This is a genomic window from Mycoplasma sp. AC1221 (genome assembly GCF_054353815.1).
This window is the reverse complement of record NZ_JBTHHH010000024.1, coordinates 1-16003: the sequence shown is the minus strand read 5'-3', so window position 1 is coordinate 16003 and position 16003 is coordinate 1. Positions and strand designations below refer to the sequence as shown.

Annotated in this window: 8 protein-coding genes; 5 read left to right on the top strand and 3 right to left on the bottom strand. The window is 29.1% G+C overall.

Annotation, left to right across the window (positions count from 1 at the left end; translation table 4 throughout):
* Positions 1-182 precede the first annotated feature (182 nt).
* Positions 183-1331: a DNA cytosine methyltransferase gene (locus tag ACXYRK_RS03970; protein WP_458618232.1), complete on the bottom strand. Its 1149-nt coding sequence runs from the start codon at positions 1329-1331 to the stop codon at positions 183-185.
* A gap of 1 nt (position 1332) precedes the next feature.
* A complete protein-coding gene (locus ACXYRK_RS03965) occupies positions 1333-2577 on the bottom strand; it encodes a hypothetical protein (RefSeq protein WP_458618230.1) in 1245 nt (414 codons plus the stop codon).
* A 119-nt stretch (positions 2578-2696) separates the two neighbouring features.
* Between ACXYRK_RS03965 and ACXYRK_RS03960 the strand changes: the two genes are divergently transcribed.
* The 5 genes from ACXYRK_RS03960 to ACXYRK_RS03940 all read left to right on the top strand — a co-directional run bounded on the left by ACXYRK_RS03960 (position 2697) and on the right by ACXYRK_RS03940 (position 9548).
* Positions 2697-3248 (top strand): inorganic diphosphatase, encoded by a 552-nt coding sequence (locus ACXYRK_RS03960; protein ID WP_458607503.1) that lies wholly within the window; start codon positions 2697-2699, stop codon positions 3246-3248.
* Positions 3249-3403: 155 nt separating this feature from the next.
* A complete protein-coding gene (locus tag ACXYRK_RS03955) occupies positions 3404-4708 on the top strand; it encodes a BMP family ABC transporter substrate-binding protein (RefSeq protein ID WP_458618228.1) in 1305 nt (434 codons plus the stop codon).
* Between the two features lie 64 nt (positions 4709-4772).
* Positions 4773-7010, top strand: a complete 2238-nt coding sequence (locus ACXYRK_RS03950; protein WP_458618226.1) for an ATP-binding cassette domain-containing protein — start codon at positions 4773-4775, stop codon at positions 7008-7010.
* On the top strand, positions 7003-8601 hold the full coding sequence (locus tag ACXYRK_RS03945) for an ABC transporter permease (RefSeq protein ID WP_458618224.1): 1599 nt from the start codon (positions 7003-7005) through the stop codon (positions 8599-8601). The genes ACXYRK_RS03950 and ACXYRK_RS03945 overlap by 8 nt, the downstream gene beginning before the upstream one ends.
* On the top strand, positions 8601-9548 hold the full coding sequence (locus tag ACXYRK_RS03940; RefSeq protein WP_458597735.1) for an ABC transporter permease: 948 nt from the start codon (positions 8601-8603) through the stop codon (positions 9546-9548). The genes ACXYRK_RS03945 and ACXYRK_RS03940 overlap by 1 nt, the downstream gene beginning before the upstream one ends.
* A gap of 122 nt (positions 9549-9670) precedes the next feature.
* Here the strand turns inward: ACXYRK_RS03940 and ACXYRK_RS03935 are convergent, their stop codons facing one another.
* Positions 9671-15901 (bottom strand): glycoside hydrolase family 20 zincin-like fold domain-containing protein, encoded by a 6231-nt coding sequence (locus ACXYRK_RS03935; protein ID WP_458618222.1) that lies wholly within the window; start codon positions 15899-15901, stop codon positions 9671-9673.
* Positions 15902-16003: the final 102 nt, after the last annotated feature.

Sequence of the window (16003 nt, the reverse complement as noted above, 5' to 3'; positions counted from 1 at the left end):
ATATGCCGAGATGATACAATGTTAATTTTATGTTAATTTTTATGTCCTTGTTTAACCCAAGCATTTGAGTGCTAAATTTTGTAATTCGTTTCATATATTTTCATAAATTGCTATTTGGTGTTAAAATAGTGATTTTGTAAGTCTTATACATTTTCAAAATAATTTATGTTTTTAACATTTATTTACTGCTTTAAAAGTTTCTTAATAAGTTCTGAAACCACTGTAACATTTATGCTATTTCCTAATTGCTTATAGGCTTTTTGATCATTTTGATGTAATTTAAAATTTTCTGGAAAACTTTGTAATCTCGCACATTCTCTTGGTGTTAGTCTTCTTTTGTATTTACCTATTATCGGAATGTGAACCATCGCGACTAATGCAGGGAATACATCAGGTTTTTTGACCCTTATACCAGAAGGACGAAATTGAATGATTCCTTCTCAGATGTTGTTGATTTTATCCCCTGCTTGTCATTCAAATTTTTGATGAGTTTTCCTAATGTGTGAAATATCTTTTGATATTCAATTGTCGATAAAAGTTTTGTTTTGATTATATAGTTTTTGATTTTTTTTAATAATATCTTGTTTTCATTTCGGAAATAAAGGATCGACATCGTTGTTATTTAAATATTCAATATAAACAGGAAAACCAATAACTTTTTGATTTATATTTAAATAAAAATCATTTCAAAAATTTAGTACTTCTTCATCATATTCACTAATATGATATTTTGAATTATCAATATTTTTATCCAAAATATTATTAACAGAATTTGCATCTTTTTTTATTAAATTATGAAATGAGATATTTAAAGGAACATCTTTGTTTTTTGGGTCGTATTTACCTAGTATATAGACACGTTCGCGAATTTGCGGTATGCCAAATTGGTGTGGGCTTAGTATGAGAGGATTTTTAGTTAATCTATAACCTAATTTATATAGATTTTCTTGAATAATTTTTCATGTCCTACCACCATCGTGACTAATAAGATTACGAACATTTTCTAATAAGATGTATTTTGTTTTAGTATGTTTTAAAATTCTTTCAATTTGGAAAAACAAGGTACCTCTTGTATCGTTTAAACCTTCTTGTTTACCTGCTTTTGAGAAAGCCTGACAAGGAAATCCAGCGAATAAAATATCGTGTTGTGGAATCGAATCCACTTTTATATTAACAACATCTAGATTCGAATCAAGATGGTAATTATCATAATAAGTAGCAACACATTCTTTATCTATTTCAGATGCAAGAACACAAATTGCATCCTTATCAACAATTTTCATCGCTTGATGAAAACCACCGATACCAGCAAATAAATCGATAAATTTCATTTTATTTCCTTTCTACATCAAATGAATATATAATAAAGTTATCTATAGCATTTTTATTGATTGAATATTTAGGTTTTCTTAAACTACCATCAGGTTGTTTACCTTGTTTAAATAAGTTGAACACATATTTGATATTTATCTTATTTACTTCTAGAATATACATCTTCTTAAACTTTATAGAATGTTTCATTCTGTTGATATAACTTAATGAAGAAATATCTTGTTGTTCGAAGATAAAATCATCAATTTGTTTGATATTTCTATGTTGTTTTAAATTGTTTCAAAACCGAGTAGTTTGATAATTTGTGTTACTATCTTTATCTTTTAATGAACTATGTTCATAAATTAGGTATCATAATTTATTGTGTTTTATTAAAGCATCATTGATGTGTTCTATATCATTTCCAATAATTTGTATGTTATTTTCATCGCTTGATTTTAAATCACCATAAAAATCATCATTTTTAAAATATAAATCAAAATCCAAAAATTCTTTTTTATTTATGTTTTCTGAATTAGTATAAACAATATTATATATCTTATTATCTTTAATGAATTTTTCAAACAAATATTCTAAATATCAACCACTTCATTCTGCTTGAAATGTGTTTTTAAAGTTTGCACAAAACATCTGTTTATATGCATCAATACCTTTAATTTGTATATTTCATTTTAAAGAAAGATTAAATAAATTTATTTGATTTATTAATGATGGATTATTATTTATTCGCTTGTTCAAATAATCATTAATTTTATCGCTTCTGATTACAGTTATTTTATTGTTGTTTTTATCATATTTTTCAAATATTCCATACATTAACCCCTGACTTAAATCATTTATATATACATGCGCAGATGAATTATTCATTTTCTTGTTTATATAAGTTTGTGTATCAAAAGAAACAAATATGATATTTGTATTATATTTGTATATACCAAGAATAAAGGTATTTTTGTTCGTATTTATCACATTTTTATACCAAGATTTTAGTTGAATTCTCTTTTTATAAATAGGATGTTGTCCATTACCACCTAAATAAGTTATATTAGCAACAAGAAGAAAACTGTCTGTGTTATTTAAACTGGAATATTTGAAAAATTTAGCATTTTTATTACATTTTTCTATCTTTATTTTGTTATCTAGCAAATAGTTAAGCAACTGAAATTTTTCATCATAACTTAATATTTGATCCAAATCAATACAAACAGAATTATCAATATTTAATTGTTCACTTTTTAGATTCATCATTCTCCAATAAGTTGATTAAATTATACTTTTATATTAACATTTCAATGCATTTTTGTAAATATTAAAAAGATAAAACAGGATATAAAGTATTTAAAGGTTTTATATATAATATAAATATGAAAAATATAATTAATGTAAAAATAGAGATTCAAAAGAACTCTCCCATAAAATATGAATATAATCGAAAAACCAAGCAACTAGAAGTTGATCGAATTTTACGTGGTGATTTTGTTTATCCATGCAATTATGGATTTGTTCCAGATGCTCTAGATTGAGATGGAGATGAATTAGATGTATTATTATATTCACCTGAGACATTTATTCCTGGTGTTTCGTTAAAAGCTCGCATTATTGGAGCGATGAAAATGATTGATGATGGAGAAACTGATACAAAACTAATTGCTGTACATGCTGATGATTATCGTTTAGATAACATAAAAACCTTAAAAGATTTGCCGGCACCATTTTTAGATACTGTAAAAACCTTCTTTTCAACATATAAAAACTGAAAAAGACCTAATATTACTGAGATTTCTGGATTTGAAGATGTTGATTGAGCATTATCAGAATACCAAGAATGCATTGAGTTAATGCAAAAATATGGACAAATGGATAAAAAAGAATTTATCAAAAAGATGCAAAAAGAACATCCTGATAAATATAAATAAATAAGTTTATTCGCTTATTTAATATAAAAATGATTTTATTTTCATAATTTTGCAATTTTGAAACAAGAAATTTGTTTATATCATAGTTAAATACAAATAAAAACTGAAAAATTCTATAAAATTTATACATATATAAATAGGAGATTTAAAATAATATGACAAAAAAATTTAAGAAATTTGTAATCGGGTTTGGAACACCAATTGCTGCTACAACTGCATTGATTGCAGCATCATGTGGAACAAAGACTCAAACACCAAAAAAGGAAGTTCTTGATATTCCTAATCCAAGCAATTACATTAATCCAAATGAACGTGTTGCTACAATTACTAAGGATAACACATTTACATTACCAGATAGTATGGTAGGAACTAAAATATATGTTATTACTGACACAGGGCATGTAACTGATAAATCATTTAACCAATCACAATGAGAAGCGGCATTAACCATTTTAGATCAAACAAGAAAAGATGGAAAAAATCAACTTGAAGTAAAATCAGTTGAACCAAGAGAAGGTAAATATGACGATTCATATAGAGCTGCTTTAACATCGGGAGCAAAAATTTGAGTTCTTTCAGGATTTACCCATATTGATCACATTAAAAACTTTATTCAACAAAATAATGCTGCATTAAAACAAAAAGGAGTAAAAATATTTAATGTGGATTTTGCATTAAATCCAACTGAACTTAATTACCCTGATATTTATAATATTAACTTTAATGTAAACGAAGCATCATGGATGGCTGGTTATGCATTAGCTAAATATGTTGCAGAAAATGAAACTGATAAAAAACTTTCATCATTTGGTGGTGGAGCATTTCACGGTGTAACCGACTATATTACTGGATATCTAAAAGGTATTTTAGAATGAAACAAAGAAAACCCAAGCAAGAAAGTTACTCATGAAGCAGTTAGATTAGATTCAGGGTTCCAACCTGGACCACAAATGGACCCAGTTATAACATCTGCATTAGCTTCTAACCCAGTATTAATTTATCCAGTAGCTGGACCTGCTACAAAAGCAACATTAGATAAACTTAATCAAAATAACCAATCTACATATATTGTAGGAGTGGATGTTGACCAAGGTAAATCACTTTCTGCACCTGATAGATTCTTAACATCAGTGCTTAAAAATATGGCTCAGGCTGTTTATGATTCAATTTTGGAAAAAGCATTTGGTGACACTAAAAAACCTGTATTCGGAGACAAGAACAGTGTAAAAGGTGACTTCGCTGAAGGTTGAGTTGGTTTAGCTCCATCTTCATTAAAAGATACAACAAATAGAGAAAAAATGAATGAAGCTATAACAGCAGCAGAAACCAAATTTAGATCATTAACAGCAGATCAAAAAGCATTTATCGATTCAAATAAAGCAACTACTGATGGAACAGCATATACAGATGATCAATTAGCTAATTTAATTAATTCACTTGTTGAAGAAGTAAACAAATAATTAGTTTTATCAAAACACATCATATTTGATGTGTTTTCTATCATTATGTCATTAAAGGAGTAAGATGGAAAAACACGCAATAGAATTTATTGATATTTGTAAATCCTTTGGTGAAATAAAAGCAAATCAAAATATTTCATTTAAAGTTAAAAAAGGTACGATTCATGCCTTAATAGGAGAAAACGGTGCCGGAAAAAGTACTTTAATGTCTATTTTATTTGGACTTTACGAACCTGATAAAGGAATTATTAAAGTTAATGATAAAGAAGTTTCAATAGATGGACCAAATGAAGCAAATCGTCTTGGAATTGGTATGGTGCATCAACACTTTAAACTAGTAGATGTATATACAAATCTAGAAAACATCGTTTTAGGTAGTGAAGATAATAACAAACACACCCGAATCATTGATTTTAAACCCGCAATAAAGAAAATAAAAGCAATTCAAGAATCATTTAATTTATACTTTGATTTAAATAAAGTTACTGGAACTGAAACGGTTGCTACTCAACAAAAAGTTGAAATTATGAAGATGCTTTATCGTGATTCAGATATTTTAATTTTTGATGAACCAACTGCCGTATTAACAGACCAAGAAATTCAAGGGTTGTTAGAAACGTTTAAACTATTTCGTAGTCAAGGAAAGACAATTCTATTTATTTCACATAAATTAGGCGAAATAAAGGAAGTTTCTGATAATGCTACCGTCCTGCGTTTAGGAAAAGTAACTGGTGACTTTGCTGTTAAAGATGCATCGATAGAAGAAATGGCTTCAAGAATGGTGGGAGGAGATGTTGAAATCACCAGAAATGAATATTCTGATACCACCAAAAATCCTGTTGTATTAAGCATTCAAAATGTTTCAACCCAAGGAGATAAGCCCCTTAAAAATGTTTCTTTAGATGTTAAATCTGGTGAAATACTAGCAATTGCTGGAGTTGAAGGGAACGGACAATTAGATTTAGAATATGTTGTTAGCGGAATGAAAAAGACGATATCTGGTGATATTTTACTAGCACAAACTCAGTTATCACAAAAACGTGTTAAAGAGATAGCAAGAGCAAATAAATTTAAAAACATCGGATTGTTTGTTTTAAGTTTATTGATGCTAATAGTCGGAATTGTATTAATAGCAGTACCAAAGCAAGTATCAGAACAATTTACATTTAGAATTTTAGGTAGCATATTCATTTTTGGATTTGTATTATTATTAGGAATATTTTTTAAATTAATACTTGGAATTCAAATTAAACATGTAATAAATAAGTTCTATTTAAATGGGTTAAATAAAATGAAATTACCATTTCAAAAACTAGCAACCTGATCTTTTTCAAGTATGATAATAATGTTTTTTTTCACCTTAATATTTGCAGGGTTGTTATTTAAATACAACACTGTGGCATTAATTGTTTTATTAATGATATCGATTATTTGCTTTGTAGCATTCGGATTAATTGTTTTACATTCATTTTGATATTCAACAATTTATGGAAAGTTTAAGAACAAAAAACATGAACTTCTAAGTTCTCATCTTATAGGCTTACTATCATTAATAGCATTGATTGATTTTATTTTCTCATTAATCATTAGAAGTTCAACTTCATTAGTATTTCAAAGTTTAGTAATCGTTTTTAGTAGTATCTTTTTAATCGGTTTGCTTATATATATGTTTTTTGTATTTAAACAAAACCATGCTAAATTTATGATTAAAAAAGACATTACTGAAAATATTTCACTTACTGATTATGGAGTAAAAAACATATCACGTTTAGGTGTTACATTTATACCAAGCGACAGACATAAACACGGACTTGTTTTAGATTATAACATCAAAAATAATACAATATTAAGACGTCTATGAGATAGTGAATATGTGAGATTTGGCATCTTAAGAGATGCAAAGATTAAAAAAGAAAACAACTTAATTACAACTAAATATGATGTGCGTGGGACTCGTGGCGGGCTGTCACAAGCAAGACAATTATCTGGTGGAAACCAACAAAAATTTATTGTTGGTCGTGAAATGAATACTCCACATGATTTTATTTTAATTGTGCAACCTACCCGAGGTTTGGATGTTGGAGCTATTAAAAACATTCATGAGCAAATTTTATTAGAAAAGAAAAACGGAAAGGCAATCTTATTAATTTCATATGAACTTGATGAAGTGCTTGCTCTTGCTGATAAAATTGCTGTAATTAACAGTGGAGAAATATTAGCAGTAAAACAAGCTCAAGATTTAACCAGAACAGAAATTGGTATATATATGGCACATAAAAAAGAAGGAGGTGTAAATGCATAAATATGCAGATAGTAAATTTGCTTCATTTATGGAATCAACTCGACGATTCTTTATGTTTGAAGAAAAGAAAAACACTCGAACAAAAATTTATTCATCCTTATGAGCTATATTTTTTGGTTTACTAATTGCTTCAGTCTTCTATATGATTCTAGGTAGATCGGGTCAAAATGGTCGGCAAACAGGACTTTTCACATTTATAACATATGTATTTACTTTTGCTTTTGATTCATTAAACCAAAAATATTTATTGCTTTATTTAATTTTCTTCGGTTTCGCCGGAATAGGTGTTTCCATCGGATTTAAGTCAGGATTGTTTAATATTGGTGCTGCAAACCAGATGACAACACCAGCAATTATCTTTTTTGCTGTATTGATTCTTTCGAGAACACCTGTTAATAAAATAAGTGTTTCATACCTTGTGATAATGCTATTTATCTTTGTAATAGTAGCATTTATTATGGGATCCTTATCAGGGCTTTTAAAAGCATATTTAAATGTACATGAAGTAATTTCAACCATCTTTTTTAACTGAATTATCGCTTACTTAGCACAATATTTATTTAAAAAGGATAACGGTGCATTTGGAACTGGTTTAGAACCTTGATTTGATCAAATCCAAGGAACAACACAAATATTTATTAGTGAAACAGTTACATATAACTTTATTTATGCAGGACTAGTTTTATTAGGTTTTTTTGCAGTTTTAATCTGATATATTTATGCAAAAACTTCAATAGGTTATAAAATCAAAATGGTTGGCTTAAATAAAACCAATGCAAAATATGTAGGTATAAATGAAAAAATGCTGACTGTAATGGTGATGGGATTGTCGGGAGCATTCATAGGATTTGCGGGATTTTATTACATAGTCTTACAACGTAATTCCTTAGAAGCATCAAATTCACCAATAGTCATCGGATTTGATTCAATCTCTATCGCCTTGATTGCTTTAAATTCACCAATAGGAGTCATTTTATCTGCATTTTTATACTCACTGCTATATACATCAGAAACTTTCTTTCAAGCTATTCCACAAGGAAGCGAAGCAATTCGAGAAGAATTCTTTATGCTAATTTATGGAATTATTATCTTCATCGCTTCGCTGTCACTAATCTTTTATAAATTTAAACCGTTTCGGTGATTGTTTAAACAAAGTTATCTGATTACGAATAAAGAGTACTGGAAAGAATTTAAAAAATACTATCAACAAAAATTTAGTGTTTTTGTTCCGAATCGCTTTAAATTAGTAAACAAATGATTTGAAGGTCAAAAACTCAAACGAGCTTTTGCTAAAACCGAAAAAGACTACCAAAATAATGTAGCCCAAAGGATTATTGCTTCAAAAGACTTTAGCAACGAACAACTGATGCAGATGTATGATGAGTTATCGAAAATTAAATTTCAGCATAATGCCCAAAAAGAAGTTGCTGGATTAAATATTTATCGAGACTTACTTGGAAAACATAAAAATGAAGTAAAAATGTTAAAAAATAATTTCAAACATTTTCAAGAGGAACTGTTTTTAGCATTTATTAAGAAAATAAAAGATAAATACTTTAAGGCCTTTAAGATCAAAGAGGAGGTTACATAATGGAAATTATTATTAGTCATGGTGCATTCTTTCTTTGTATCTTGTTATTAGGAACAATTTCTGGTATTTTCTCCGAACGTGCTGGGATAGTTAACATTGCAATTAATGGATTTATGGTGTTCGGTGCTTCTGTATATGCTGTTTATAGCACAATATTTACCGAAGTAATTAAAACCAACAATGTTTGAACTAATATCCCTTTAGTATTTCTTTCTTCAATTACAACTTTGTTGCTCTCGTTCCTATTCGGGTTTGCTGTTATAAAGTTAAAAGCAGACCAAACCGTTGTAGGATTTGCAATTAATATACTTGCTGGTGGAATTGGTGCTTTAATCGTGTATCTGCTTGCTTCAAAAGTATATGCAGGACAATATGTAGAGTTTAAAAACCGTTTTGAACTTGCATTAGATACCAATGAAAACAAGTATGGGAATATACTTTCGCTAAAGGTTGTTTTAACCGTTGTAATCACATTTTTAGCCTGATTTGCATTGCGTAAAACCAAATGAGGACTTAGATTTAGAGCGATAGGAGAAAATCCACAAGCAGCTGATGTAGCTGGAATTAATGTTAATCGCATGAAATGACAAGGGTTAATGATTGTAGGGTTAATTTCAGGTGTTGCTGGTTCAATCTTTATTCAATCGAGTCGACTCACCGAGTTTTCACTGACTAAGGATGTTTCTGGTTTTGGTTTCATCGCATTAGCAATAATGATAACTTCAAGATGAAAGGTATCAATTTCAATTATAGTATCGCTATTCTTCTCAATTCTACTTTCCATTTCATTTTATGGAGCGATCTCATTCGGGGAAGGATTCCGTCGTTATAAAGACTTGTTCCAAATCTTACCTTATATTGTAACTTTAATAGTCTTAGTTGCTACAAGTCGCAATACATATGGACCTGCCGCAGCAGGAATCCCGTATGATAAATCAAAACGATAAACAAAACAAAAAGAGCATCTGCTCTTCTAAAACACAATTTAAAAAGCTACACAATAACTTAATTTTTATAGTGTAGCTTTTTATATTGCATTTAGGCATCGCAGATGCGATGTTTTTAAAAATTATTGATTTGATTTTTTCTTCTTGTTTTTAAATCAAGTATATCCAAAGGTTGCTATACCGAGAACAAATGCTAATACAGCGATTACAATACCAGCAATTGCTCCACCAGTTGGTCCAGTAGATTTTTCAACAGTTTTTGATGTTTGTGCATTTTTATTATCTTGTGGATTTTGGTCTTTTGGTTTGTTTTCGGAAGTAGGTGGAGTGGTTGTTGATCCACTATTGCCTCCTTCTTGTGGTTTTGAACCTTCGGTATTTGATGGGTTATTAGTGCTTCCGCCTTGCTCTGGTTTTTGAGTATCTTTATCCCCGTTTTCTGGTGTATCTGGCTGAGTAGGTAAGGTTGGTTTTGGACTTAATAGTTGTAACACTTTTGATTTAAAGTTTGCTAATTCATTTTCGGTTTTAGCTTCCTTAACTTCTTGCTCTAAGTCTGCTTTGAGTTTTTCATTTGTTAGTTTATCTAATAAACGTTTGATGCTATTAGATAAAACTTCTTTATTTTTCTTGCTTTGTTGCACTTTATCATTAATTGCATTAATGATTTTAGCTAATGCAGCAGTATCATTTGCTTTTGCAAGTTGATTTTTAAATTCTTGTTGAACATCTGAATCTAGACCTTCAGTTAATGCGATAGCTTGTTTTTTAGCAGTTTCAAGTTTAGTTGGTGAAATTGCTAACATATTTTGTGCATCTTGAATTTGTTTTACATATTTTTGGATATCTGATGCAGTTAACATCGATGGATCGTGATTGATTGTTTTAATTTGATTGATTGTATCAAGATATGCTTGGTATGAATCATTGGTATAGATTTCATCAGTATTAGCAAGTGGTGTCAATAAATTATCCAATGAAGCAACTAATTCATCTTTTTGAGTTTGTGCATCTTCGTTAGCACGATTCATCCGATTTAAAGCTTTTTGTAAATCTTCTAACTTAGCATCTTTGTTGTTTAAAGTTGCTTGTCATTGATCAATTTGTTTTTGTAATTGTTGTGATTGTTGTGGGAATTTTAGAGCATTTTCAGCAATAAATGCTTTTGCTTTAGTAATTGCATCTGCTAGGTTTGTATATGTAGTTCCTAAATCATTTGGTTTTAGTTCTTCAACTTTGGTAGCAACTTGGGCATTAAGTTTAACAAAATCATCGATAGTAGCAGTTCCATCCTTGATTTTTGCTTCAAGTGCTTTTTTAGTTTCTTGTAGTTGTGCATAAGTTTGCGGATCATAGTGATTTGCATTCAGATTATCAAGTTCTTTGAGATTAAATTCAGCTACTTGTTGGTTATATGTAGAATATTTTAATCCTTGTTTAGCTGCATCCAGCTGCGATTTTAATTCATTAAAATCATCATTTGAATATTTTGATGGATTAGTAGCCATTTGTTTCACTTGATCTAATAAGAATTGATATTTAGCATAGTTGGCATCTTGAATGTATGATTGATTAGAATATGCAGTGTTGATGATGTTATTTAAGGTTGCAACATTCGCTGTCGAAACTGCTGGTGTTCCTGCTTTAGCAGCATCAACAGCAACTTTAAGTTGATGAAGTGAACGATCAGTTAATGCAACATTTTCAGCAGCCATCGCATCAATTGATGTCTTTATTTTATCAAAACGAGTTTTAGAATCTTGAGTTCAATCATTATATCCAGTTGGAGTGGTTGCTAAAGATTCTTTTAGGGTTGCTAAGGTTGGTTTATTTGTTTGATCTCCACTGTCTTGAGTTTCTCGTGGAGATGGAGAAATTTCATAAATTAAAGGTTTTTTATCTGTTCAATTAATTTGGAATCCTACTAGTTTTTTAGTATTATCTGAGTTTTTAAGTGAAAAACTCAGCGCTTCAAGGTTTAAGGTTCCTAATTTAGTAATTTCTTCTTTATTGGTAGTTGTATTATATCAGATTGCATTAAATGTTGCATCTTGTGCGCTACCATCAGAAAAGACATTAACATCTTTATCATTATATGTTTGTGGATTGATATAGAATTTTAAATTTCCATTATTTTGAGCAGGTGTTCAGTATGTATAATAATCACCATCTACAAAGTATTTAGGTGAATTAATCTTTAAAGTAGGTTCATAATTAGTGCCTGAAAATCTTGCATCAGAATGTGGTACATTATCTCATTTATCATTTACTACAATTTCATTAATTGTTACACCACGATTTTTATTATGTGATGTTCCTTGTAATAAGTCATTTATATCTTTGGTAAATACAATTTTTACATATCTAATATTTTTGTTATTTAATGCAGCAATCTTGCTAGCATCTGCTTCAAAATAGGTAAAGTTGTTGCGTTGAGGATCAACTTTAACCATATAATTTAATCTCTGATCTGATAGAGTGTTATCAAAAAGATATTGAAAATCTTTGACTGCTGCTAAGGTGGTTGGTCCTGTTACAGTGGTAGATGAATCAGATGTAGCTTGTTTGTTCCTTGAATAAAATATTTCATCTCAGTTATTTGTTTCGTTGCTATTTGTTTCTGAAACATATATCTTAAAGAATCGTGGATAATCAGATGTGTTGGGATCTACATAAAGTTTAAGGGATTGAAGTGTAGTAGGCTTACCTAAATCATATAAAATATAATCATTTGCTTTTGGTCATCCTTTAAAATTATCAGATGTAGTATAATCCCCGTCTAATGCAGAATCTGAATAACGAGTATCATTACCTCAACCATTAATAATTTGCACATTTGAACCAAGCAATGTACCAAATGATTTAGGTTTTTGAACACTTACATCTAAATTTGAAAAAGAAGGTGTTTGATTTGTTGCTCTTTTAACACGGATATAACGAGCAAACTTATTAGTATCATCAAGTGTTCCTGTATATTGTGTTCATTCAATTCCGTTTCTTGATGTTTCTAAAACAACTTTGTTATCTAGTGTAGCATTTCCGTTAAACTTAATATTAGTAAGTTCATACATTCTTAATAAGTCTAATCCAACATATTTGTCATCATTTAAAGTAATTTGTGTTGTTTGAGTTTGTGAATATGATGCAGTTGTAGAATTAGGGGTTGCTACAAACAAGTTAAATTCATTATTATTTAACTTCGTGGTAAATAAATTAGTTTTATTTGAATCATCTTTATCAGTATATAAAAACTGATTTGAAGGCCCGAAAAGATGTAATGAAACAAGATTTCAAGTTCCTGTTAGTGATGTATCTGTTGATCTAATTCTAAAAAATTGAGCATGAGCTTGACCACGGATAATTTGATATGCACCACTACGGATGTTACCAAATAATTTTCAAGTACCTGTTGTAGAAGCATCATTATTAGAAGTGCTCGATGCATGTGAATCTCAATATTCTACCACCCCTGAATTTAATTTACTATTACCTTGTTCAATGACTACTGATGTAACTTCTGATTCATTTGTTAATTTAAATTGGATGTATTTGTTATTAGCAAAGTTATTTATATTAGTAGATAAATCAAAGATTGATTTTTGAACATTGGTTATATTTTGAGAATTAAAAGTTTGTTTATTCGATGAATCAGCACTGTTATGATTATCATTATCTTCTGAAATTGGTAAATTATCTGAAATTTTCCCGATTCTAGGTGCAGAATCAGTATTTACAACAAATTCATAAATTCTAAACCAAGCATTTCTCTGGGTGTTTGCAGGTTCTGTATCTACGATTCTAATTGCAGATACATTATCTTTATTTACACTAATATTTCATTTATTAATATTGGTAGTTGTAGTTAACGCTCCACTATTTAATGTGTAATCGTTACTAGTTGAACCACTTGTTTGTAAATCTTGTGTAGTTGCATCTTTTTGCAAATCATTTCAAGTACTTTGTCCATAAAGTTTATATTGTACTTTAAAGGATTTAAAGTATTCATTGTGATTACTATTATTAGAACCGAATTTTACTTGTAAATCTTTAGCATGAATTGGTTTTTTAAATGAAACACCAAATCAATCACCTGTTTTTATTTTATTAGGTCCCCTACCATTATTTTTATAAACTAGTTGTCTTTGATTTCCTAAGATAAAAATATCTGAAAGTGAAGCATTAGATGGATCTGACATTGAAGTAATTACACTAGGTTGGTTATCACTACCATCATCACCTACTGGTTGAACTTTATCAAGATATTTTGAAACTATATCTTGTAGATATGATTGCAGATTTTTCATTACATCTGCACCTACATTTAAGTTTTTAATAATCACTTGTCCATATTTTGGATCACCATATTTGTAAGTTGCAAAATTTTGTAAATAAGTTTGACCGATGTTATATAAATTAACTACCCGATCTAAAACTGGAGCAACTTTTTGGTTTTCTAAATAAGCTAGCACATAATATTTATATGCTGAAAACATATCTTTAACTGCAGATAAGTAGTTATCTTTGATGTTTGCTAAAAATAATGAATTATCCTTGTTATCTTGTAGTAACTGAATTTCAGAAATAATATTATCTAACTGTTCTAAATATGCATTCGCTTCAGTAGAATGATTACCTTTATATAAATCTAATTTTGAAAAATTAGTAGCTGCCTCTTTTAAAGGATCATCACCAAACACATTAATTTGTCCAGTATACTCAACTGATAAATATTTAGCAACATGTCGCAAAGCAATTGATGCTGGAGTATCAAGGAGTGTATTTGATGCAACCACTTTAAACGAATCGTAGTATAACTTTTTCTTTGCTTCATTTCGTGAATTTGAGTGTGTAGGTAAGATTTTTCAAGAGATGTTAGCTAAATCATAATATGAAAACAAAGAAAATTGTGGATGGATATTAACATCAGTTAATACCAATCCACTAAATTTATCTGGATTGACATTGTCACTGTTATTATTAGATAACTTAATTAAATCTTCTGCTCCACGAGTTAATATGGTATTTTGTAGTCAAGAATTATCTGCTAAATCAACTGAAAAAGTTTTGTGAAACACAGGTTTGATATTATATGAAGTAGATGAATATCTATCAACTGTAAAAGCATCAATATATCTTTTTGATGCATCGTTAATTAAAAATGGAATTACTTCGTGTGGTAAATTAGCATAATAAGGTAGATATCCTGTATTTAACGATGTGTGATTTGTATCAGTAAAATCAGAACCACCTTGACCATATTTACCTTCAAATAGAATTTGAGTGCTTAAATCTGGATAAGTTGCCTGTAGTTGTTTTAATCAAGTTACTAAATCATTAAATAACTGCGATACTTTTGTAGAATCTTCACCTGGCGATAACATTCCAATATAACGAACTCCACCATCTCTGATAACTTGTAATAATTTTTCTTTAAGTAATCCTAAATCTTTTTGATATTCAGCATCAGTATATGTTTGTGAAGAATTTTTAGCATTAAAATCACCTAGTGCATCTAATGTATAAACAAAGTGAACATGGCTTTGTTTTGATGCTTCGGTGATATCTTTGAGATCTTTTAGTTCTTCTGGTGTGTATAACACACTTCAACCAGGTTTGCTATCAATTTGATTGCGATTTGATTTATTTTCTCCTAAGATTTTTTGATCTGGGTTTCAGATGTAGGTATTAAGTTTATAAAACGATGCAAAATTCATTAAGTTAATAATATCTTGCTTACTTTGAGTTGGAGCATATGAATATAATTTTCACGAATCCATCATTCCACGCATTTTAATATCAGCATAGTCATTAATGGTAAAGTCTTCTATTTTATATCCATCAAGTTGTTGAAAGATATGTCACAAAGTAGTAGCACCAAAATAAGCAGCATCAGAATCTTTGGCTAAAAGTTCAATATAGTTATCTTGTGTTTTAATTACATATGAATCGTTTTTAGCGAAATTAGAAGCATTAAAATCATTTGATGAATCAATTTTTTTAATTTGATCATCAACTAAGGTGTCACTATCACCTTGTATTCCTACGAGAATATTAGTTTTCCCTTCTGCTATATTTCTTGATTCTGAAGATGTAATATTTCTAAATGCTAATGCAGCCTTTAGACGATTTTTAGTTGCTTGATCAATATTAGATTCATAAACTAAATTAACATCTCTAGAAATCAAGGATGTTTTATTCAAATAAGTAATAGATTGAACTTCTGGTGCAATATCATAGTGTCTTGCAGAAGTTGTATCTTGATTTTGTGCTGTAGTAGTTGTTACTGAAACAGCAATAACACCAATTGATGATGCACCTAAAATCAAATGTTTTAATTTTTTATATTGTTTCATATAATATATTATAAATTAAAACCAAAAAAAAAAAAAAAAAACGGTTTTTTAAAGTAGGACAAAAAGATTAACAATTAATTCTGTTAATCTTTTTGTTTATTA